The following is a 22,242-nucleotide window of genomic DNA, read 5'->3' as shown; positions in this document are numbered from 1 at the left end:
CCTCAGCCGTCGTGGCGCGCCGCGATTTCAGCGACGCATGCTGCGTACCCCGCATCGGTCGAGACGATGACGCGCAGGATCAACTGCTCGGCGCGACCGCTACCCGGCACGTCCGATGGCATTCGCTTGACAACACGGCCGGAGAAGAGGAGGCGGCTGCCAACTGGAACGGGCAACAGGAAATTGCCATGGATGCGATTGATCCGCAGTGCCGGCATCCAGTCGCGGAGCGCGCCTTCGATCTGCCCCATCGCCAGCATGCCGTGGATTATCAGGCTGTCGAGACCTGCGGCGCGAGCCGTCGCGGGATCGCTGTGGAGCGGATTGTCGTCGAGCGATGCCGCCGCGTAGCTCTCGGTCTGCGCGATGTCGATCGGCCCGGTCTCGATCACCGGAAAGCTCGAGTCCGGCATCGGGCGCGAGCGGAGTGCGGCGTCGCGTGCTGCGTCGGGACGAAACGTGCGCAACAGCGTGTCGAGCGTTGCGACGATCCGCCCTTCGGAATCGCACACGGTCCCGCGCAAGAGCGTCCGGTCCGTTGGGGTCCGCTCGCGACGGGCTTCGACTGCGAAGCCGTAGTCGCGATCGGGGCCGAGGCCTTCATTATAGGTGAAGGTCTGCGATTGCTGCACGACGATTTCATCGGTGAGCCCGAGCCTGCCGATCACGGTTGGTCGGATTGCGGGAAGGCTGAGCCAGCGGATCGGAAAGGAAAACGGTACGGGGCCGAAGCCGCGCTGCAGCCCCAGCGCGGACACGAAGGCAGCGACGTCCGCCCTGTCAGCGCGGACCGCAATCGGACCGATGCTGACCTGATCCTGCGCGCTGTCCGGCCCGCTCACATCAGATCCCTCAGGGTCAATCCGCCCGCGCGACGGCGAGGCATGCGTTGACGCCTCCGAAGGCGAAGGAGTTCGAGATGGCGACGCGGATCGGCATCGCGCGCGCCGCATTGGCGACCGGGTCGATGCCGCATTTCGCATCGGCACCGAGCCAGTTGATGGTCGGCGGCGCAATGTTGTCGCGCATCGCCATGATGGTGATCGCCAGTTCGATCGCCCCGCCGGCGCCCAGTGCGTGGCCGTGGATCGGCTTCGTGGACGACACTGCGAGGCGGGGCAGCCGGTCGCTGAACACGCGCTGCAGCGCCTCGGCCTCGGCGATATCGTTGGCGACGGTGCCGGTGCCATGGGCGTTGACATAGTCGATATCGCCGGGCGTCAGCCCGGCGTCGGCGATCGCCTGTTCGATCGCGGACCGAGCGCCATTGGGGTCGGGACGAACGATGTCGAAAGCATCGCTCGACGTGCCATAGCCGGCGATCTCGGCCAGCGGTTCGACGTTGCGTCGGCGCGCGGTCTCGAGTTTTTCGATCACCATGATGGCGGCGCCCTCGCCGAGCACCATGCCGTTGCGGCCGGTGGAGAAGGGCCGACAGGCATCAGGGGTCAGCACTCGCAGCAATTCCCAGGTGCGGATATTCAGCGCGGTCATCGACGATTCGCTGCCGCCAACGATCGCCCGCTCCACCGCGCCGGACCGGACCAGCGAGGTACCTACTCCGATCGCCTGGGCCGATGAGGCGCAGGCGCTGGTGATGGTGAAGGTCGGGCCAGTGCAGCCGTAGCGTATGCTCAGGTGCGAGGTGGCGGCGCTGCTCATGATGCGCGGAATGGCCAGCGGATTGAGACGGGACTTCGTCGCGTAGGCGCTGTAGCACTGCTCGTCGATGGTGGTGATGCCGCCGACGCCGGTTCCGAGAATCACGGCGGTCGTCGGCCCTTGGCGCTCCTCGCGCGCAAGGCCTGCCTGGGACAGGGCTTCGTCCGCAGCGACGATGGCAAGCTGCGCGTATCGGTCGCAGAACGGCAGAACCTTGGCCTCGACATAGCTCTCCGGGGCGAAGGATTTGATCTGCGCTGCGAGCTTGATCTGGTTCGAGCCCGGCCGCTCGAACTCGAGCGGTCCCACGGCGCTTTGTCCGTCGCGGGCCGCGCGCCAGAGGGCGTCAATGCCCTTGCCGGTCGCGCAAGCCGCGCCCATGCCAGTGACGACGACGCGAGGGCGCGACACGTCAGCTGCGCTCCACCAGAATGCGGGCTTCGATCTGTTGCACGAATCCGCTCAGGTCCTTGACGTCAGCGATGCCGCCGTCGATCGGCACATAGACGCCGAACTTCTCCTCGATCGCCATCAGGATCATGACGACGTCGATGGATTGGATCTCGAGACTCTCCAGCGTCGCATCGGGGGTCGTCTTGGCCGGGTCGATCTTCCCTTCGCTGACAATGACTTCAAGGATCTGGTCGGCCAGGGAGGCGGCAAGAGCGGCCTTTTCCACATTCGATTGGGTCAATCGTGCCTCCGATTGCGTGCCAGGTTGCGCTGCCTGATTATGGCAACTTCAAGTCAGTCTACAATGCTCTTCTCGTAGACTCCATAGGTGTGCGACTGTCGCAATCCGATCCGCGTCAGGGATTGCGCCAGGGGGTTGTTGTCGAGAACCCACCCGGCTATTGCCCGGTCGATGCCCAGCGTCGATCCGCGCTTCCAGAGTTCCTCGACCATGACGGCCGTAATCGCTGCGCGGAGAGCGCTGCTGCGGTATTTCGAGGCCATGCCGAGCAGGACAATTCTGAAGGAACGGTACTTCGCGCGTTTGATGCGGATCAACAGCTTGAGCCAGCCGACGAGGCTCGGGACAGGCCCGAGCCCGGCGGCGACATCGAACAAGTTGGGAATCGCCAGCATGAATGCTGCAGGCTCGCCATCGACCTCGATGAAGAATCCAGCGTCCGAAAACAGCATCGGCTTGAATTGGGCCGTCAGTGCACGCACATCGGACTGCGTGGTCGGGGTGAAGCCCCAATTGTCCTGCCAACCATCATTGAAGATCTGCCTCGCCAGCTCCATGTCGGCGTCGAGGGCGTCGAGATGAATGTCGCGCGTGGTAATGCCGGCGTGACGTCGCATGGAGGAGAATCGTTCGAAACGACTCTCGGTGCCGACCTCCATTCTATTGTACTCGAAGCAGAGCAACTCTCGGACGAGCGCGTATCCGGCGTCGCGAACGCGACCATCGAGATAGTCGGGATGCCATGGGAACAGCGTCATCGGCGGCTCCTGTTGCCCTTCCAGGAGGAGGCCAGATTCGCCATTGATCGACAGCAGGAACGGTCCCCGAGCCACCTTGCGCCGCTGCTGACGCAGCCAAGCCTCCGCGGCCACGAACAGCGCGTTGACGACGTCGCCGTCGTCGATCGCGTCGAGACACCCGAACAGTCCGATGTCGGCCGCTTCCGGCCCGGTGGCAGCGTGATCGATCTGGGCCGAGATGCGTCCCTGCGGCCGACCATTCCGCATGGCGATCCAATAGGCTGCCTGCCCGTGCGTGAAGAATGAGTTGTGCCGGGGATCGAGCATCTGCCGCCGTTCGAAATCGAGCGGAGCGACGAAACCCGGCATCCCGTTGTAGATCACTCGCGGCAGGACGATGAAATCGTGTAGTTGCGCGCGGGTGTGGACCTGCTCGATCGTCAGCGGCGACGAGGTCGTGCGGCGATGCACCATGGTAGAAGAGAAGTGGCTGTTCTCGCCGGTTGCGGTCATGTGCGGTCTCGGGGCAAGGCAGCGGGATGGGTGCTGCCGTGGCGGTCGGGCCCTTCGGCCCCACCGCCGAGGAACCAAAGCCACTGGGCCGCGGTTCGAGCCGTATTGTAATGCGCGCGCATCTGGGCATGTCCCTGACGCGCAATGCGATCCAGCCGCACATCATCGTTCCAGATTTGCCGAATCGCGTCGCGCCATTGATCCGCGGTCTGCGCCGACGGCATGCCGCAGATCTCGCTGAAGGCGACAACATCCGGCGACCGGGCGTCGCCGATGGCCGGACATCCCCGGGCGAACAGGCCACGCATGCGGCCGGCAGACTTGAGATAGGAATCGGGAACTGACGGCCGCGCCGGGACGATGCCCAGCCGGGCCTGGGCTGCCAGCGCGCACAGCGCTTTGGGCGACCAGGCGGCGTAGCGGACCGGCAGGGCGCCCCACCGTTCGCTCCGCTCCGGAAGGTTCGTGAGGATGACGAGTTCGGCATCGGTGTCGCGGCCTAGCGAAGCGAGCGCGTCCTTCAGGGCGACGAGACCATCGAGGCTTTCCCGCGTGCCATGCCACAACAAGAGTGGCGGTCGTTGCGAGGGGGCCGCAGCGTCGAGCGCGGCGCCGCCGCTTTCGATGAGATCGACCGTTTCGGTCTCTTCGATGAACCAGGTGCTGGAATGGGCAGTCCCTAAGAACGATGCGAATACCGGAGAGGAAACCGAGACGACATGAGCGAAGCGGTCGAGATTCGCCCAGACCCGGTCCGCGTCGTCGGGCTGCAGCAGGACGGTACGATGCGGTGAGCACAGGCCACGCGGCGGGACCGCCTTGAGGCAGAGCAGCCAATCCACCGGCGCGGTGGGGAGGCCTCCGGCATCGATCTGCCAAGGCAGACCGAGAGCTGCGACTTGACGGCGCAACTCCGGTACGACCCGATCGACATGGATGGCGGTGCTGGGCCACGGATTGGGTGTCCAGAAGTGAATGCGGAGTGGCGCGCGGCGCGGGTCGGGCGGCGGTTCCTCCGGGACAGGCACGAACCGGCCCGTTGTCCGTCCGCCGTGATGCGCCGCCAGCATGTGCCGGAAGCGAAGCTTGGCCGGCAGAAGCGGTGCCCAGCGGGGCAATGTGTTGTCCCAGATCAAGAAAGAATACCGGTACGAATTGTATTCAACGATTCTGTCGTTCTTCTCTACCGTTCTTCGCCCCGGATTGATAGATACTGGACATCTTCAAGGTTGCAATTGCCAGGGCCTGCTCGTTGATGTTTGATGGCATGGCCTTCGTCCGCAGTCTGCGCAGATGCCATCACTCGCCATCAAAGTCGAGAACGTCTCCAAAGCCTATACGGTCTGGTCGTCGCCGGCGGCGCGCCTACATGGGCCGCTGCTCGGGCGACTTGGCCAACTGCCGTTCCTGCCGGCCGCGGTGCGAGACACCTGCGAGCGATTGTCGCATGGCGCCGTTCGCAACTACTACGCCCTGCAAGACGTCTCGCTCGAGGTGCGGCGCGGCGCCAGTGTCGGCATCATCGGCCGCAATGGTTCAGGCAAGAGCACGCTCTTGCAGCTGCTCGCTGGGACGCTGACGCCGAGCCAGGGCGAGATCGCCGTCGTCGGCAGCATTGCCGCCATGCTCGAGCTTGGCAGCGGCTTCGATCCGGATTTTTCGGGGCGTGAGAATGTCTATCTGAATGCGGCCATCCGCGGTATGAGCCGGCGGCAAACCGACGCGAAATTCGACGAAATCGCCGCGTTTGCGGACATCGGCGACTTCATCGACCAACCGACCAAGACCTATTCCAGCGGCATGACCGTCCGTCTGGCGTTCGCCACCTCCGCCTGTCTCAAGCCGGAGGTGCTGCTGGTTGATGAGGCGCTGAGCGTCGGCGACATCTTCTTCCAGCAGAAATGCATCCGCCACATGAGGGAGGCCATGGCCGATGTCACCAAGGTCTTCGTCACACACGACCTCCAGGCGATCCGCAGCGTGACCGAATACGCCTATGTGCTCGACCGCGGCGAAATCGTCTTCGCCGGAAGCTCCAGGGATGCAGTCGATTTCTACATCAGGATGTCGCACCGCGTCTCCGACGGACGCGACCGTTCCGTGGCGGACGCCGGCTCCGCAGCGCTCGGCAGACGCGCCGCGCCGGGCGCGGACATGGACGCGAACAGGTTCGAGCGGCTGCCATGGATTGATCTCAAATCGTCGCAATTGAGCGGGGCGGGGGACGTTCTGATCAGGCGGGTCGCCGTCACCAAACCTGATCTTGCTCCGGCCGGTACGGTTCAGGCGGGCGACCGGATCAGCGTCGACCTGTTGCTTGGCTGCGCCGCAACGAAGACGCACGTGATCGTCGGCTATCTGCTCAGCGACCGTCTCGGCAATCAAATCTGCGGCGAGAACAGTTGTAGCCTCGCCCGCGGCGTCGTCGCACTCGATCCCGGCGAACACCTGGTGCGGCTCGAATTTGTCTGGCCGGAAATCCAGCCGGGCGACTACACCCTCACGGTCGGCCTTGGCGAGGGGACGGATCCGCTGCGGCACGTCGTCCAATGCTGGGCTCATAGCGTCGTCAAGCTCAACGCCATCAGTCCTGGTCGGGCGATCCACGGCATCTTCAACAACCCGATAACGAAGCTCGACATCGTGCCGTTTGGCGATTCCACGGCCTGGCCAGCCCCCGGTTCGGCAGCGCCTCCATCAATCCGGTGTGGCGTATGATCGAGCCCGAGCATTCCGCCGACTTGTCGCAGCAACCAGCCTGGGTCGTCAGCGAACCAGCTTACGAGTCGGATGTCCTGAACCCGCAGCTCGCGATATCCCCCTGGCAGGGGCACCGCGACTTCGCGTATGATCTGGTCGGCTTTTCGCGGCCGCGCCTGATCGTCGAACTCGGCGTTCACTACGGCTGCTCCTATTTTGCCTTCTGCCAGGCGGTCAAAGATCGCGATCTGCCGAGCCGGGTCGTCGGCATCGATACGTGGGAAGGCGACGAGCACTGCGGCCACTATGGCGGCGAAGTGTACGAGACGGCCGCGAAGACGATGGCTGGCTCGTTCGCCGATGATCGCTTTGTGCTGCATCGCGCCCGCTTCGATCAGGCGACGGAAGCGTTCGACGACGATTCGATCGATCTGCTGCATATCGACGGCCTGCACACCTATGATGCGGTTCGCAGCGATTTCACTACCTGGTTGCCAAAGCTTGCCCGGGACGGAATCGTCCTGATGCACGACATCGCGCCGTCATCGGGTTACGAGTCCGCCCGTTTCTGGGCAGAGATCAAGCAGCGCCATCCGCACTTCGAATTCTTGAACCGGTGGGGGCTCGGCATCCTCTTTCCCAAGGGCGAACGCTGGTACCGCGCCGGGCTCGCGGAAGGCGTGCCGGACAAGATCCGCGGCTATCTCTACCGCGGCGAATGGCTCGTCGAGCGCTACCGCGCCTCCATCGACTTGCAATGGCAGAGGGAGCAGACCGACCGCTGGTGGCAGGAAAGCGAGAGATTCAAACAGCGTGTCGGCGAACTGGAAAGACGGCAGCCTTCTGGCTGGTTGCGCGCGATCGGCATCGTTCGTCGCTCCGACGGTGATTGACGGGATGGATTGGGGATATCGGCAGATGGATGACACTGTTGCGGTGATCACGCGGACCAGGAACCGTCCGTTGCTGTTGCCGCGCGCCCTGGACAGCGTGTTGGGCCAGAGCTTTGAGGATTGGATTCACGTCGTGGTCAACGACGGCGGCGATCCTGCCACGGTCGACGGACTGATCGCCCAGCGCGCGGGCCGCTATGCAGGTCGTTGCCACGTCATCCACAATAATACATCGCGCGGCATGGAAGCCGCGTCAAATCAAGGCGTTGAAGCGTCATCCAGCCGTTATATCGTTATTCACGACGATGATGACGCATGGCGACCGGACTTCCTCAGTAAGACTGTGGCCTATATGGAGGCGAATGCGACGTTTCCGAAACTGGCCGGCGTGATCACCCACACGGAGAGAGTCGTCGAATCCATAAGGGAGGACCGGATCGAGACCGTGCAACGACACGATTTCAATTCCTGGGTGAAGGGGGTGCATTTGTTTCGCATGCTGGCGCAAAACATGTTCCCGCCGATCTCGTTCCTGTTCAGGAGAGATGCGCTGGTGAAGATCGGCCCATTCCGGGAGGATCTTCCGGTTCTGGGTGACTGGGAATTCAATGTCCGATTCCTGCAATCCTTCGAGATCGGAGTGGTGTGCGAATGCCTGGCCTATTATCACCATCGTTTGCCGGCAGGCGCGGTCGAATACAGCAATTCGGTCGTCGATCAGAGCCACCAGCATGAGAACTACAGCGTCTTCCTCCGCAACGAATGGCTTCGTCAGGAACTGAATAGCGGACGCACCGGGATCGGCACCCTGGCCAATATTTCGTGGCAGATGTTTCTATTGGAGGCGTGGCTTCGAAAGCGGCGCCAGGACAAGGGCTTTCTTCATCGCGTCTTTCGCCGAAGAAAATTCGATTGAGCATGCAAAGCTACATGGACGCGGAACTCCAATCCAGACTTGATGACGCCGACGTCGTTTCATTCGACGTCTTCGATACGTCGATTCTTCGCGCGTTGGCGGAGCCCGATGATCTCTTTCTGTTGATGGAGCCGGCTGTGCGCCGCAGGCTCGGCGCAGATTCAATACAGTTCGCGAGGGCGCGGCGCGATGCGGAGCGGTTGGCGCGCGAACGCGCCTGGCAAAGCCATCGTGCCCGGGAAGTCACGTTGGACGAAATCTACGGCACCCTTTCCGAGTCCCTGGCTATCGATTCGGAGTTATCTAAGGCTGTTGCTCAAATGGAGATCGAGGCGGAGCTCGACGTCTGCCGGCGCAATCCGTTCATTCACGATGCCTATCGCTGGTGCCGCGATCGCGGCAAGCGAATCGCCTTCATCTCCGATTCGTACCTTCCGGAGCGCGTGATCGCCGATCTGCTGCGGAACGCGGGCTATGACGGCCATGAAGCCTTGCTGGTTTCGTCGGTCTCGAAGAAGACAAAGTCAACCGGCGAGCTCCATGCCGAAGCGCGAGCGCGCCTGCCCGGTGAAGGTCAGCGCTGGCTCCACATCGGCGACAACATCCGCGCGGATATCGAGATGGGACGGAAGCATGGAATGTCGACCTGGCATTACCGGCGCTGCATGGACGCGTATATGAGCTCTCACCGCGCCTCGAAGGTGTGGAAGACATCGGAGCCTGCATCTGCGGCAAGGTCGGTCGCGCAGGGGCTGATCGCCAACCGGATCACCCATGCAAGACGGGACGCCGTGCCGGTCTCGCGCGAGGAGAGCTTTTGGGAGGATTTCGGCTATGTAACGGCCGGTCCGCTGTTTGTCGGCTTCACGGAATGGTTGATTGAGCAGGCTAAGGCGCGCCGCTTGGACGCCCTGTATTTCCTGGCCCGTGAAGGGCTCGTGATGCAGCAGGTCTATAACAAGCTGGCCGCCGCGACAGATGGAGCGGTCAAAGAGACGCACTATCTTTATGGTTCGAGGCGTGCGCTTAACGTGGCGGCGATCAAGGACCTCAATGAGGATGTCATCCGGTTTCTGTCGGGCGGGACATCGGTGCTTACAGCGGCGCAATTCATCGAGCGCGCTGGCGTCGACTGGCGCAAACATCAGGGAGCTTTCGGTGCGGCTGGATTTAGCGGCCCCGACCACGAGGTCAAGACGGAAGCGGACTATGGGCGCCTGCGGCAATTGTTCCTCGGGCTTGCAGGGCCGATCTGCGAGAACGCGCGCGAGGAACGTGAGGTTCTGCTGGACTACTTGAGCGCTTCCGGTCTGGTGGGGGGCCGCCGCGTTGGCCTGATCGACGTCGGTTGGCATGGTACGATGCAGCGGTCGATCACCGATATGCTGCGCGAGAGGGGGGATCGCCCGGAGATTACCGGACTCTATCTCGGCACATATGGGTTCGCGCACGAGATCGTTCTGCCCGACGAGAAATATCCCCACGACGCCTACCTTTTCCGGCGGGGCGAACCGGACGACTACCGGCGCTTGATCTGGGAGGGGGTCGAAGTCGTCGAATTGTTGTTTTCGGCGACGGAGGGCACGATCGTTCGTATCGAGCGCGACGCCGACGGCAACTATTTTCCGGTCAGGGCGTCCACCGATCTCGAGCCCTACAGGGTCGAGAGTATCGTGCGCATGCAACAAGGGGCGATGCAATTCGTCGACGATTATCTGGCGCTGAAGGTCCGGTTTCCGGACCTCGCCTTGTCCAAGGACGCGGCGGCGGCGCAATTGAAGCGGTTCCTGCAGTATCCGACCGAAGCGGAGGCGCGTCATGTCGGCGATATTCCGCACGGAGAAGGATTCGGTGCCGTATACGCAAGACGACTGCTGGCCTATCCACACAGCCTGCGGATGCTGGCGCGACCGCAGTCGTTCCGATGGGTGCTCCGGCACGATTATTGGCATGCCGGCCGCAATCGTCGGGGCTCACCGGTGCAGCGCGCGGTCTATTGGCTTCTGACCCGGTAATCCCGCGGACGTCGACGCCGGCGCGGCCAGCCCGCCGGCGACGCCCTCCGCCTTGGTCCCATGGTCATCGCCCACAGTCCGCGCTCGTTCCATCAGCGCGAGATCGCGCGACGTCAACCCAAGGATCAGGAAGAACAGGATCACGCCCGCATATCCGAACCGATAATCCGGCACGACGATGAGGGGAAGCAGCACGACCTGATAGGCGATAGCCACGACCAGATAGACCATCCACTCCGGTCGACGCCGATGTAGCTTCAGCCGCACTATGGCCGCCAGAAGGACGACGGCTCCGATCATCGGCAGCCAATGGCTGGAGAGCCATTGAGGCGCGGCATCGAGATAGGCATTCACCATTCCGTTCGCCTTCGGCCAAAAGAGGTGAATACGAGGATTTGAATCGATGCCGGGATGGTACGTCCAATGCCCGCGCAGGTACTCGCGCACGATGACGCTGCGGGTGTCGAGATATGCGAGCGGATAGGCTACAACGGCGCTCTCCCAGCGGCGACGCAGTTCTGCCAAGTCGTCGCCGACGACGAACCGCACCATTTCACTTTCGGGATTCGCCCATGCGATCGGAGACAGGCTGTCGCTCCAGTAGTGCCGCTGCAGCACAGCAAGATCGTTGGCGGGAAAGCTCGCGGGAGTCAGCAAGAGCTGATCGGTCCGGATCGAAATGCCGGCGAGGTCGAACAGAAAGATTCCGCCCTCGGCATGCCGGGCTTCAGGCTTGACGACTTTTGCGACGAACAGGCCTAGCGCGGCGGCGGTGAGGAGCAAGACCCCGGCGAAGCGGGCGGCGGGGAGCAATTTTCGTCCGGCCAGGACGTACTCGCCCCAAATGAACAGCGGCAGCAGGAGAACGGTCTCCGGGCGTATCGATGGCGCGAGCGCAATCAGGGCTGCGCGCGTATGGAGGAGCCTGGTTGGCGCGGCCGCCGAGGACATCGCGAAGGTCGCGACGAATAGCGCGGCCACCCAGGTGTCCTTCGAGACCGCAACGAGGTGGTTGAGTACGGGGGGGAACAACGAGAATCCGAACGCGGCCAGCAACGCCGCCGGCGACGAAAGGCCATTGGCGCGTAAGGTGAGGACGACCGCATAAACGATCGCGAAGACGATCAGCGTGGTATGCCCCGCGACCAGGGCCGGAGAGGCGCCGATCGTTCTCCACAGCCAGGCCACGAGAGGAGCGTGCCAGTCGTGAAAGCGGTCGCCGAGTGCCTGGCCGTACAGGTCGAGCGCATCGGCATTCATCCGTCCGGGAAACGAGGGCAACGCGATCAGCGCTGATCCGACGAAGGTCAAGAGCGCCAGAGCCCAAGGCGGAAAGCGATCCTGATGCTCGGTCGTCATGAGCGCTGTGCCTGAGAAGGATGCGGAATCGTCGCTGTCGGCTTGCGAAGTTCAGCTATTTGCTTGCACTCGTTTGGCGCTACTGTCAAACTTGTTGATACTTATGGTTTCGTAGCGGGGGCGACGTAACATGGCGGCCGTGCAGCAATCGCGAGATCATTTTTCCTGGCCGCAACTGCTGTTGCCGTGGGAAATCGTGCGCAGACTGGTCGCGCACGGCACGCTGCTTCGGCAGTTCACCTTGCGGGATATTCTGGCGCGCTACCGCGGCTCGTATCTGGGCGTTGTCTGGTCGCTGTTGCGGCCGCTGGGGATGCTGACTGTCTATGTGGTCGTCTTCGGCTTCATCCTGCAGCCGCAACTCGGCGGTGGCGCGGGCAAGCTGGACTTCGTGCTCTCGATGTTCTGCGGGCTGATCCTATTCGATTTCTTCGCCGAGGCGGTCGGACGCTCGCCCGCTCTGGTCGTCTCGAAACCTAACTTCGTCACCAAGGTGGTTTTCCCGCTGGAGATTCTGTCGCTGTCGGCCGTGGCGGCCGCGCTCGTGCAGATGATCGTCAGCTTCGTCCCATTCTTCTGTGGCGTCCTGCTGGCGCACGGTACGGTTCCGGCCACGGCGACGCTGCTTCCGCTCGTGGTCGCGCCGTTGATCTGCTTTGCATTGGGCTTTAGCTGGCTGCTGTCCAGTCTCGGCGTGTTTGTCAGGGATCTCAACGCGATGGTGCCATTGTTGCTGACAGTGCTCATGTTTGCCAGCGCGATCTTCTATTCGCTGAGCAGTGTCCCCCCGGAATTCCGATGGTTGTTCAATCTCAATCCGATTGCCGCGCTGGTCGATGATGCGCGCAAGGTCGCCGTGCTGGGGCTTGCGCCGGAATGGGGGAGGCTGGGCGCGATGTTCGCCGCTGGCGTCGTTGTCGCTGTCGCTGGCTATGCCTTCTTCATGCGCACGAAGCGCGGCTTCGCCGACGTGGTCTGACGGTCTGCGGACGCGATGAACAGCACAACGTGCGCTTCGGCCGGGGCGATGAAGGCGCCCACACCGTTCCGGTTGGCAATTCTGTTCGACGATGCCGACGCGGCATCGCTGGCGCGAGCCGCCACCTTGCGCGACGGTTTCGATCCCACTTGGTTTGCGCCGGAACTCTGGCCGGCCGGACTCACGCGGTTCTCCGGCCTGATGCGGCTGGCTTGGCAGTTGCGTAGCCGTCGGCCCGCGGCTCTCTACGTGCCGTCGTCGCGCGGTGCGAACTGGGGCGCCATTTTGGGCGTCCTGTTCGGCATTCCCGTCGTGACGGACAGTCCCCAATCCGGCATTGCGCGCCTCCTGCGGCTGGTTCGCGGCCGCTATGCCGCTGTGGGCTTGGAGGCAGCGGCGTCGTCAGCCAAGACATCTTCAGCCAAGACATCTTCTGCCAAGACGTTGGCACTGCCAGCCATCGAGGGCGTCGAGCATGTCCTGCGCGGGGTCCTGCAGATGGGATCGTCGTGGACGACGACGGGCGACGGGCGGCTGCCGATCGAGTTGGCGCTGGGCACCAGGAACGGCGGATCGGCGATGGCCGATCGGATCGAAGAGCGTGGCGTCAGTCGTCCCGACCGGTCGGTGCGCGTCGTCGGCCAGCCGACCTTGACGGTGTTCCTCCCCGAGCGGCGGATCGCGACCGGAACGGCGATCGTCATCTGTCCGGGCGGCGGCTATGCCGGCGTCACCATCGACAAGGAAGGTCATGACGTCGCGCGCTGGCTGGCGGCGCGGGGCATCGCCGGCCTTGTCCTGAAATACCGGCTGCCGCAATCGGATCGGGCGGACACCGCCCTGCCGTTGCCGATGGCCGATCTCGACGAAGCGCTGGCGGTAGCGCGCGCCCATGCGACGGTGTGGGGGATCCGCTCCGATCGGATCGGCGCCATGGGCTTCTCGGCCGGCGGGCATATGGTGGCATGGGCCTCGCGGTCGGCGGGATCGCCGGCCTTTGCCATCCTGGTCTACCCCGTAATCTCAATGGATCGAGCCATTACCCATGCTGGATCACGCAAGGCCCTGCTCGGGAAGTCTCCATCGGATGCCGTGGCCGGACGTTACTCGTTTGAGCGGGCCGTCACGCCAGGCGTCTGTCCGACATTTGTCGTTCACGCTCGGGACGACACCGTCGCCAAGCCAGAGAATAGCTTCGTCTATCTTGAGACGCTGCGCGCGGCGGCCGTGCCTGTGGAGGCCATGATCTGTGATCACGGCGGCCATGGCTTTGGCCTCGGAATTCATGGCGGCGAGGTCGCAAACTGGCCGGATCGTTGCCTTGAGTGGATCGCTACGACGACTGCAGCACGTTGGAGGCCGTCACCCGAATGAGCGGGACTCGAGCAAGTCGGTCGACCACAACGATAACCCATGGTATCGATCGAAAGGTGTCGTGTCGATATTTAATCGCATTGGTTGAGGTTGCGAGGCGGGAAGGTTGCGGCTGAAGAAAGCGAGTTCTTGCATGGGTGCTGGGCGGCGGATTCTTGTTACGGGCGGAGCCGGATACATCGGGTCACATTGTTGCAAGGCAGTTAGGGAAGCTGGATTTGAGCCTGTCTGCTACGACAACCTTGCAATCGGCCATCGATCGTTTGTGAACTGGGGACCTCTTGTTACGGGGGACATCCTGGACGAACGGAGCCTCGTTGCAGCGCTAAGGGAGTTTGAGATCCAGGCCGTTATTCATTTGGCGGCATCGAGCCTGGTGGGTGAGTCTGTATCGCATCCTCACATTTATTATCGTAACAACGTGGTCGGCACGCTGACGCTGCTCGACTCCATGCGCAAGGCCGGATGCTCCAACATTGTTTTTTCGAGCACCGGCGCAGTCTATGGCGAAGTACCTAGGATGCCCATCAGAGAAGCCCAAGCAGGGCATGCCGTAAATCCATACGGCAGATCGAAATGGATGGCCGAGCAGATCATCGGGGACTTCGAGGCTTCATATGGGTTCAACGCGATTCGGTTGCGCTATTTTAATGCTTGCGGGGCAGATGATTGCGGGCTCATCGGCGAACTTCGGGACCCCGAAACTCATCTGATTCCGCGGGCGCTGATGGTCATTCAGGGACACCTGGATGAGTTCGCCGTCTACGGGGATGACTACGATACTCCCGATGGATCGGCAGTCCGGGACTACATTCATGTCAGCGATTTGGCAGATGCGCATGTGAGGGCGATCCATGCCTTGATGAGAAACGAAAGGAAAATTGTCGGACGAGCGTTCAATCTCGGAACCGGCAAGGGTTATTCGGTCAAAGAGGTGTTGCACGCCATTGAGCGGGAAACCGGTTCTGCGCCGCCCACAACGATGAAGGATCGTCGCCCCGGTGACCCCTCCACGTTGGTGGCGGACCCCACAGCTGCCAACGACGATCTCCAGTTCCGCCCATTGCGATCGGACCTGCATACGATCATCAGGTCAGCCTGGGCATGGCATACGAAGGCGCATCCTCGCCGGGTCCGCGAGCTTTGACCAAGGGGAGCCGCCGTTGCGTCGTTCTTTCCGGCTGCCGGCCATGTCAAAGTCGCGAACGACGCGGCCCACCGGCGAGATCGGCCAGCAGCTCTCGAGCATCCAGTCCGCCACCCAGCAATCGGTCGGTGCCATCCGCGAGATCGGCATCACAATCGAGAAGCTGCAGGAGATTTCGTCGACGATCGCATCGGCCGTGGAGCAGCAGGGCGCTGTCACGCAGGATATCTCGCGTAATGTCCAGCACACGGGCGCGGGAACGCAGTTGGTCTCGGCCAACATTGCGGATGTACAGCGTGGCGCAGTCGATGCCGGAACCGCTACATCCCAGGTTCTGTCCGCCGGGTACTAGGGCTAGAATCTGCGCCAAATTCAGAATTGGCGTTGATTTTACAGCGGACGCCCGTAGCTTTTGATCCCGCCATTCGGAGGTTCGATCCCTCCCGCCCAGCCAGGTCGAGCGCCCGACAGGCAGGGCTGGATATCGCCCGTGGGACAATGTCGCCGGTACGTCCGATGTTTCGGGTGCCTGCGACGGCAAAATTCCGGAAGTCCAGACAAGCCGCGCGCTGTGCCTTGGCCGCCCGCCGCGTGATGGTTCACAAATCGTAGCAAACTGAAGGACATGCAGGCGCCCCATGCTGCGCCGCTCCGCTGGCACGATTGCTGCTTAATGAGCCGCCAAACGAGCGCCAGCTCCAGAACAACAGATGCGAGGGACGTCCGGATGCCAGCCCACAGCCCATCCCTCACCTGAGATCCGGCGACAGGCGATCCCGCCTGCGCAGCTTAGCGGGTCCGCCCCGGCCCGCGTCCGGCACGGGCCCGCGTCCGGACGCATGACGTTGTTCCGGCATGCAATGGAGCCGACGCGGAAGCGGGTCATAGGCAGACCAGAGAGATAGACCGAGTAAGATCAGGGAGAGAAGATAAGATGTCTGCAACCACCACAGCGGCCGCGGCACCACCGCAGAAGCCGTTCTACCGGGTCCTCTATGTGCAGGTCCTGTTCGCGATCGTGCTCGGTGTCATCGTCGGCTGGCTCTGGCCCGAGCTCGGCAAGAACGAATGGATCAAGGCGCTGGGCGACGGCTTCGTCAAGCTGATCAAGATGGTGATCGCGCCGGTCATCTTCTGCACCGTCGTGTCGGGCATCGCGCACGTCTCCGAGGTGAAGAAGGTCGGGCGCGTTGCCGTCAAGGCGCTGATCTATTTCGAGATCGTCTCGACCTTCGCGCTTGCGCTCGGGCTCATCGTCGGCAATTTCATTCAGCCGGGGGCAGGGTTCCAGGGCCAGAGCAACGCCGGCACCGCCGCCGTCGCCAACTACGCCAAGCAGGCGAGCGAGATGAAGTCGGTCGACTTCGTGCTTCACATCATCCCGGACACGGTGGTCGGAGCGTTCGCGCAGGGCGATATCCTGCAGGTGCTGCTGTTCTCGATCCTGTTCGGCATCGCCCTGATGACGCTCGGTGAGCGCGGCCATACGATGCGCGCCTTCATCGACGACGCCGCGCACGCGATCTTCGGCGTCATCGCCCTCGTGGTGAAGGCCGCTCCGATCGGTGCCTTCGGCGCCATGGCCTTCACCATCGGTCGCTACGGGCCGCAGGCGCTCGGCAACCTCGCCGGCCTGATCGCGACCTTCTATCTCACGTCACTCGCTTTCGTCGTGATCGTGCTCGGCATCATCGCCCGCATCGCCGGATTCTCGATCTTCAAGTTCCTCAAATACATCAAGGACGAGCTGCTGATCGTGCTCGGCACCTCGTCATCCGAGAGCGCGCTGCCGCAGATGATGGAGAAGCTGGAGCGGCTCGGCTGTTCCAAGCCGGTCGTCGGCCTGGTGGTTCCGACCGGCTACTCGTTCAATCTCGACGGCACCAACATCTACATGACGCTGGCGACGCTGTTCATCGCGCAGGCGATGAACGTTCACCTCTCCTTCGGCGAGCAGATCACGATCCTGCTGGTCGCGATGCTGACCTCGAAGGGCGCCTCGGGCATCACCGGCGCCGGCTTCATCACCCTGGCCGGAACGCTTGCGGCCGTGCGGCCGGAGCTCGTTCCGGGCATGGCGATCGTGCTCGGCATCGACAAGTTCATGAGCGAGTGCCGCGCACTGACCAATCTGTGCGGCAACGGCGTCGCCTGCGTGATCGTGGCGTGGTGGGAAGGCGAGCTCGATCGCGACAAGCTGCGCATCGCGCTCGATCGCGATATCGATCCGGCCGATGTCGAAGTCGCAGTCACGACGGGATAGGCCTGCGGTCGCGGTGGGCACTGCTGTCGCATTCCAGCGTCGGTAGCGCCGGCCGCGGCCCTGCCCAATCGCGATGCCGCCAACATCTCGGATAATCTGCTAAGGTGGCGGCGGGCAGGGGCTTACCGTGGAGGCATCCTGCCTGGTGCCGCAAGGCCGGCATGGTCTGACCATCGCGACGATACGGCGTATCGTGAACATGGTCGCGCTGGCTGGGGCGGCGGTGCCGAAGTGATGACGCAGCCGGAGTGACATCGCAGTCATTCCGTTGCGCCGCGGTCACCCTTGGGGAGATTGGATGATGGCCGTTGCGCAGTCTGGTGTTCCTCGCATCGTGATCGTCGGCGGTGGCGCCGGCGGCCTGGAGCTCGCGACCCGGCTCGGAGACAGATACGGCCGCAAGGGCAAGCTCGACGTCACGCTGGTCGAGCGCAACCGCACCCATGTCTGGAAGCCGAAGCTGCACGAGATCGCGGCCGGCAGCATGGACATCTCCGCGCACGAGGTAGACTATCTCGCCCAGGCCTATTGGCACGGCTTTCACTACCGCATCGGCGACATGATCGGCCTCGATCGCGACAAGCGCGAGGTGTTGGTGGCGCCCTACCTCGACGCCGAGGGGCGCGAGGTCACGCCGCAGCGGACCATCCCCTATGACGTGCTCGTCATTTCCATCGGCAGCCAGAACAACGATTTCGGCACGCCCGGCGTCGTCGACCACGCCATCAAGCTGGAATCGCAGCGCGACGCCAGGCGCTTCCACGAGCGCATGATCAACGCCTGCATCCGCGTCCATTCGCAGTCGTCGCCGATCGCGCCGCACCAGCTGAAGGTCGCGATTATCGGCGCCGGCGCGACCGGTGTCGAATTGGCCGCGGAGCTGCATCGCACGACGCGCGAGGTGGTGGCCTATGGTCTCGACCAGGTCGACGCCGAGAAGGACATCAGGATCACGCTGATCGAGGCCGCGGGCCGGGTGTTGCCGGCATTGCCTGAGCGGGTCTCGCGCGAGACCGAGAAGCTGCTCGCAAAGCTCGGCGTCGAGGTCCTGGTCGGCGCCAAGGTCGCCGAGGTCGGCGCCGACAAGGTCAGCCTTGCCGACGGCCGTGTCATCCCGGCCGAGTTGATCGTCTGGGCCGCGGGCGTCAAGGCGCCCGACTTCCTGAAGGACATTGCGGGCCTGGAGACCAACCGCATCAACCAGCTCGTGGTCAGGCAGACCCTGCAGACCACGCGCGACGAGCGCGTCTTCGCGATCGGCGACTGTTCGGCCTGCTCCTGGGGTGAGCGCGGCAACGTGCCGCCGCGGGCGCAGGCGGCGCATCAGCAGGCGTCGCATCTCTACAAGCAGATTCCGCGCTTCGTCAGGGGCGAGCCGCTGGCGGACTACCGCTATCACGATTTCGGCTCGCTGGTGTCGCTCGGCGAGTTCAGCACGGTCGGCTCGATGATGGGCGCGCTGGTCGGCGGCAATCTGGTGTTCGAAGGCCTGTTCGCGCGGATGATGTATCTGTCGCTCTACAAGATGCACGAATACGCGCTGCACGGGCTCGCGAAGGTGTCGCTGGACACGCTGGCGCGCCTGATCACCCGCCGCACCGAGCCGCACGTCAAGCTGCACTGACGAGGGCGCCTTGGCGTCGGCCCGGCCGATTTTGTTGTCGCCTATTGCCCGGCAAGACCTTAGACTTGCAGCACAATTACGGATACGGCAGCCGCGGCCCGGTACATGGGCCTGGGAAGTGATGGGCCTGGAAAAGGGAATGACGGACCTTCCATTCCGGATCGGCCTAGAGCGACATCCCGACGTCACCGCGGTGGTCCGCAGGCGCGCGGGCTGGGTCGCTCGCGGAGTGATGGCGGCTGCGCTGGTCGGCGTCGCGGCATGGCTCGGCTATGCCATTGCCTTTTCCCGCGGGCTCGATCAGCGGCACGCCGCGGCCCAGCAGCGGCTGGCGGTCGAGGCCGCGCAGCTCGACGGCTACCTCTCGCGCTTCGAATATCTGCCCTCGCTGCTGGAGACCTCGCCCGATGTCTTCCGGCTGCTCGGCACGCCGGACGATCGCGCGCTGCAGCAGAGCGTCAGCCTGCATCTGAAGTCGATCAATCTGCTGGCCGGCGCCGACAACCTCTATGTCCTCACCGTCGCCGGTGATGCGATCGCCGCCGCCGACTTCGATCAGCCGGGGACGCCGGTCGGCAGCAACCTGTCCTACCGCCCCTATATGCGCCAGGCGCTGGCGACCGGCCGCGGCGTGTTCTTCGGCATCGGTATCACCAGCGCGCGCGCCGGCTATTATCTGTCCTATGCCGTCAAGCAAGAGGGACGGACGATCGGCGTCGCCGTCGTCAAGGTCAATCTCGATGCCTTCGAGCGCGAATGGCGCAACCGCGGTGCCGACATGCTGCTGGTCGACGCCCGCGGCGTCACCATTCTCGCGTCGCGCGAGGAATGGCGCTTCCGCCCGTTGACGCCGCTCTCGGTCGACGCGCTCGAGGAGATCGCGACGTCCAAGCCCTATGGCAGCTCCAGCCTCGTGCCGCTCGGCTGGACCTTCATGGAGAGGACCGATCGCGGCGGCCAGGTCGCGACCGAGCGCGGCGCGGTCTACAGCGTCGACGAGCGTCCGCTCAACGGGCGGCAATGGCAGCTGCTGCTGCTCGACGACGAGGCGCCGATCCGGCGGACGGCCTTGATCATCGGCACGCTCTCGGGTCTCGCCAGCATCGTGGCGCTGCTGGCGTTCGGCCTGCTGGCGCAGCGACGCCGCGAGATCCGGCAGCGGCTGGCGAGCCAGGCCGCGCTGCAGGCCGCCAATGACAGGCTGGAAATGCGGGTGCAGGAGCGCACCGCCGAATTGCGCGCCGCGCAGGACGAACTCGTCCATGCCGGCAAGCTCGCCGTGCTCGGCCAGATGTCGGCCGGCATGGTGCACGAGATCAACCAGCCGCTGGCGGCGCTGCAGACCGCCTCCGACAATGCCGTGCAATTCGTCGATCGCGGCATGATCGGCGAGGCCCGCGGCAATCTCATCCGCATCGGCGAGTTGGTCCGCCGTCTGGCGCGCCTGACCGGCCAGCTGCGCGTGTTCGCCTACAAATCGAACGCGCCGCTCGATGCCGTCGCGGTCGAGCAGGCGCTGTCCGAGACGCTCAAGATCCTCGGCGCGCGGGTGAAGGACGGCCATGTCGACGTGACCATCGATCTCGCGCCCGAGCTTCGTGTCAGGGCCGATCAGATCCGGCTCGAGCAACTGCTCTGCAACATCATCGCCAACGCGCTCGATGCCGTCGAGGGCGCCGCGCGGAAGTCCATCCACATCCGCGCCGTGCGTGAGGAGGAGCAGTGCCGCATCGCCATCGCCAACAGCGGCCCGGCGATCGCCGCCGATGTCCTGCCGCGCCTGTTCGAGCCCTTCGTCACGACCAAGCCGGCTGGCAAGGGTCTCGGACTTGGGCTCGTCATCGCCAATCACATCGCGCGGTCATTTGGCGGCGAGCTGCGGGCGCACAATCTTGAGCCATCCGGCGCCGAGTTCATCGTGCTGCTGCCGCTTGCCGATTGAAGAGGTTCCCACATGACTCCTGAGCAACCGGTCGGCGTGATCTATGTCGAGGACGACGAGGATGTCCGCATCGGCGCCGTCCAGGCGCTGCAGCTCGCCGGCCTGTCGGTGACGCCGTTCGCCTCCGCCGAAGCCGCAGGCGGAATCGTTCGCGCCGACATGCCGTTCGTGGTGGTCTCCGACGTGCGGCTGCGCGGCAAGAGCGGCACCGAGTGGCTGTCCGAGCTGCACCGGCTCGATCCGGACCTGCCGGTCATCCTGGTCACCGGACACGGCGATATCTCGATGGCCGTGGAAGCGATGCGCAACGGCGCCTATGACTTCATCGAGAAGCCGTGCTCGTCGGAGCAACTCGTCTCCGTCGTGCGCCGCGCGCTCGACAAGCGCCGCCTGACGCTCGAAGTCCGCGCGCTGCGCTCGGCGCTCGCCGACCGCCAGGGCATCGAGGCGAGCCTGCTCGGGCGTTCGCCGCAGATCCAGGAGGTGCGCCGCCTGGTCTCGACCCTGGCCTCGACCAATGTCGACGTGACGATCTATGGCGAGACCGGCACCGGCAAGGACGTCGTCGCCCGCTGCCTGCACGCTCACAGCGCCCGGCGCGGCGGTAACTATGTCGCGGTGAATTGCGGCGGCCTGCCGGAGTCGCTGGTCGAGAGCGAATTGTTCGGCCACGAGGCCGGCGCCTTCACCGGCGCGACCAAGCAGCGGATCGGCAAGATCGAATATGCCCATGGCGGCACGCTGTTCCTCGACGAAATCGAGAGCATGCCGCTCAGCGTGCAGGTGAAGCTGCTGCGGGCGTTGCAGGACCGCTCGGTCGAGCGCGTCGGCTCCAACAAGCCTGTGGCGGTGGATTGCCGCGTGGTGGCGGCCAGCAAGGCCAATCTGTTCGAGCTCAGCGAGCAGAAGCTGTTCCGCGCCGATCTGTATTATCGTCTCGGCGTCGCGTTCATCGAGCTGCCTCCGCTGCGCGAACGCCGCGAGGACATCCCGATCCTGTTCGAGCACTTCACCCTCGAGGCTGCCAAGCGGTTCGAGCGCGACGCGCCGATCGTGAACGAGCAGACCATGTCGCTGCTGCTCGGCTACTCATGGCCGGGCAACGTGCGCGAGCTGCGCAACGTCGCCGACCGCTTCGTGCTCGGTGTGCTCGACCGCAAGGTCCTCGACCGCTCGGGCGCCGCGGCCTCGGAGCTGTCGCTGCCACGGCAGCTGGAGAACATCGAGCGCTCGATCATCGAGGATGCGTTGCGCCGCAAGCTCGGCGACGTGCCGGCGACTGCGGCGCTGCTGAGCATTCCGAAGCAGACGCTTTACGACAAGATCAAACGGTTGGCCGTGAAGGTCGACGGCATCCGCGAGGGCGCGCCGCTGCGGCCGCAGTCCTGACCGTGGCTGGTCCTGCGGCGGCAGGAGGGCAT

General features: G+C 64.0%; 17 protein-coding genes and 1 pseudogene. 12 read left to right on the top strand and 6 right to left on the bottom strand.

Annotation, left to right across the window (positions count from 1 at the left end):
• Positions 1-2 precede the first annotated feature (2 nt).
• The 5 genes from QW881_RS18835 to QW881_RS18815 all read right to left on the bottom strand — a co-directional run bounded on the left by QW881_RS18835 (position 3) and on the right by QW881_RS18815 (position 4,745).
• Positions 3-953, bottom strand: coding sequence for a MaoC family dehydratase (locus QW881_RS18835; RefSeq protein ID WP_315758012.1), 951 nt, complete (start codon positions 951-953; stop codon positions 3-5).
• A complete protein-coding gene (locus tag QW881_RS18830) occupies positions 859-2,073 on the bottom strand; it encodes a beta-ketoacyl-[acyl-carrier-protein] synthase family protein (protein WP_315758011.1) in 1,215 nt (404 codons plus the stop codon). Before QW881_RS18830 ends, QW881_RS18835 begins: the two co-directional genes overlap by 95 nt.
• Before the next feature lies 1 nt (position 2,074).
• Positions 2,075-2,341, bottom strand: coding sequence for an acyl carrier protein (locus tag QW881_RS18825; protein ID WP_315758010.1), 267 nt, complete (start codon positions 2,339-2,341; stop codon positions 2,075-2,077).
• Between the two features lie 68 nt (positions 2,342-2,409).
• Positions 2,410-3,609, bottom strand: a complete 1,200-nt coding sequence (locus QW881_RS18820; protein WP_315758009.1) for a hypothetical protein — start codon at positions 3,607-3,609, stop codon at positions 2,410-2,412.
• On the bottom strand, positions 3,606-4,745 hold the full coding sequence (locus QW881_RS18815) for a glycosyltransferase (RefSeq protein WP_315758008.1): 1,140 nt from the start codon (positions 4,743-4,745) through the stop codon (positions 3,606-3,608). Before QW881_RS18815 ends, QW881_RS18820 begins: the two co-directional genes overlap by 4 nt.
• A 157-nt stretch (positions 4,746-4,902) precedes the next feature.
• Between QW881_RS18815 and QW881_RS18810 the strand changes: the two genes are divergently transcribed.
• Genes QW881_RS18810 through QW881_RS18795 form a run of 4 tightly spaced genes read left to right on the top strand, consistent with a single transcriptional unit; the run spans position 4,903 to position 10,133 of the window.
• Positions 4,903-6,327 (top strand): ABC transporter ATP-binding protein, encoded by a 1,425-nt coding sequence (locus QW881_RS18810; RefSeq protein ID WP_315758007.1) that lies wholly within the window; start codon positions 4,903-4,905, stop codon positions 6,325-6,327.
• Entirely contained in the window at positions 6,324-7,202 is an 879-nt protein-coding gene (locus QW881_RS18805) for a class I SAM-dependent methyltransferase (protein ID WP_316158978.1), read from the top strand. The genes QW881_RS18810 and QW881_RS18805 overlap by 4 nt, the downstream gene beginning before the upstream one ends.
• A gap of 25 nt (positions 7,203-7,227) precedes the next feature.
• The gene (locus QW881_RS18800) at positions 7,228-8,118 is read left to right on the top strand and encodes a glycosyltransferase family 2 protein (RefSeq protein WP_316158979.1); all 891 of its coding nucleotides are present in this window, start codon (positions 7,228-7,230) and stop codon (positions 8,116-8,118) included.
• A 2-nt stretch (positions 8,119-8,120) separates the two neighbouring features.
• Positions 8,121-10,133: a hypothetical protein gene (locus QW881_RS18795; protein ID WP_315758004.1), complete on the top strand. Its 2,013-nt coding sequence runs from the start codon at positions 8,121-8,123 to the stop codon at positions 10,131-10,133.
• On the opposite strand, the gene QW881_RS18790 is transcribed toward QW881_RS18795, so the two are convergent.
• Positions 10,092-11,492, bottom strand: a complete 1,401-nt coding sequence (locus tag QW881_RS18790) for a hypothetical protein (RefSeq protein ID WP_316158980.1) — start codon at positions 11,490-11,492, stop codon at positions 10,092-10,094. The two genes, QW881_RS18795 and QW881_RS18790, sit on opposite strands and share 42 nt — an antisense overlap.
• A gap of 130 nt (positions 11,493-11,622) precedes the next feature.
• Between QW881_RS18790 and QW881_RS18785 the strand changes: the two genes are divergently transcribed.
• From QW881_RS18785 to QW881_RS18750, 8 genes and pseudogenes are all read left to right on the top strand, one after another.
• A complete protein-coding gene (locus QW881_RS18785; protein WP_315776295.1) occupies positions 11,623-12,471 on the top strand; it encodes an ABC transporter permease in 849 nt (282 codons plus the stop codon).
• A gap of 48 nt (positions 12,472-12,519) precedes the next feature.
• A complete protein-coding gene (locus QW881_RS18780) occupies positions 12,520-13,845 on the top strand; it encodes an alpha/beta hydrolase (protein WP_316158982.1) in 1,326 nt (441 codons plus the stop codon).
• Between the two features lie 133 nt (positions 13,846-13,978).
• Positions 13,979-14,992 carry a UDP-glucose 4-epimerase GalE gene (gene galE, locus QW881_RS18775; RefSeq protein ID WP_315758001.1) on the top strand — a complete coding sequence of 338 codons (1,014 nt, stop codon included), beginning with the start codon at positions 13,979-13,981 and terminating at the stop codon, positions 14,990-14,992.
• 55 nt (positions 14,993-15,047) lie between these two features.
• Positions 15,048-15,335, top strand: a pseudogene (locus tag QW881_RS18770) (methyl-accepting chemotaxis protein); the annotation flags it as partial.
• 591 nt (positions 15,336-15,926) lie between these two features.
• The gene (locus tag QW881_RS18765) at positions 15,927-17,255 is read left to right on the top strand and encodes a dicarboxylate/amino acid:cation symporter (RefSeq protein WP_315741096.1); all 1,329 of its coding nucleotides are present in this window, start codon (positions 15,927-15,929) and stop codon (positions 17,253-17,255) included.
• A gap of 301 nt (positions 17,256-17,556) precedes the next feature.
• On the top strand, positions 17,557-18,879 hold the full coding sequence (locus tag QW881_RS18760) for an NAD(P)/FAD-dependent oxidoreductase (protein ID WP_315758085.1): 1,323 nt from the start codon (positions 17,557-17,559) through the stop codon (positions 18,877-18,879).
• A gap of 139 nt (positions 18,880-19,018) precedes the next feature.
• Entirely contained in the window at positions 19,019-20,821 is a 1,803-nt protein-coding gene (locus tag QW881_RS18755) for an ATP-binding protein (protein WP_315758000.1), read from the top strand.
• Between the two features lie 12 nt (positions 20,822-20,833).
• Entirely contained in the window at positions 20,834-22,210 is a 1,377-nt protein-coding gene (locus QW881_RS18750) for a sigma-54 dependent transcriptional regulator (RefSeq protein WP_315757999.1), read from the top strand.
• The last annotated feature ends 32 nt before the right edge of the window (positions 22,211-22,242 follow it).

It is taken from the genome of Bradyrhizobium sp. SZCCHNS3016 (genome assembly GCF_032484535.1).
Lineage (GTDB): Bacteria > Pseudomonadota > Alphaproteobacteria > Rhizobiales > Xanthobacteraceae > Bradyrhizobium.
Note: the sequence above shows the minus strand (reverse complement) of the source record. Positions and strands in the feature narration are given on the sequence as shown.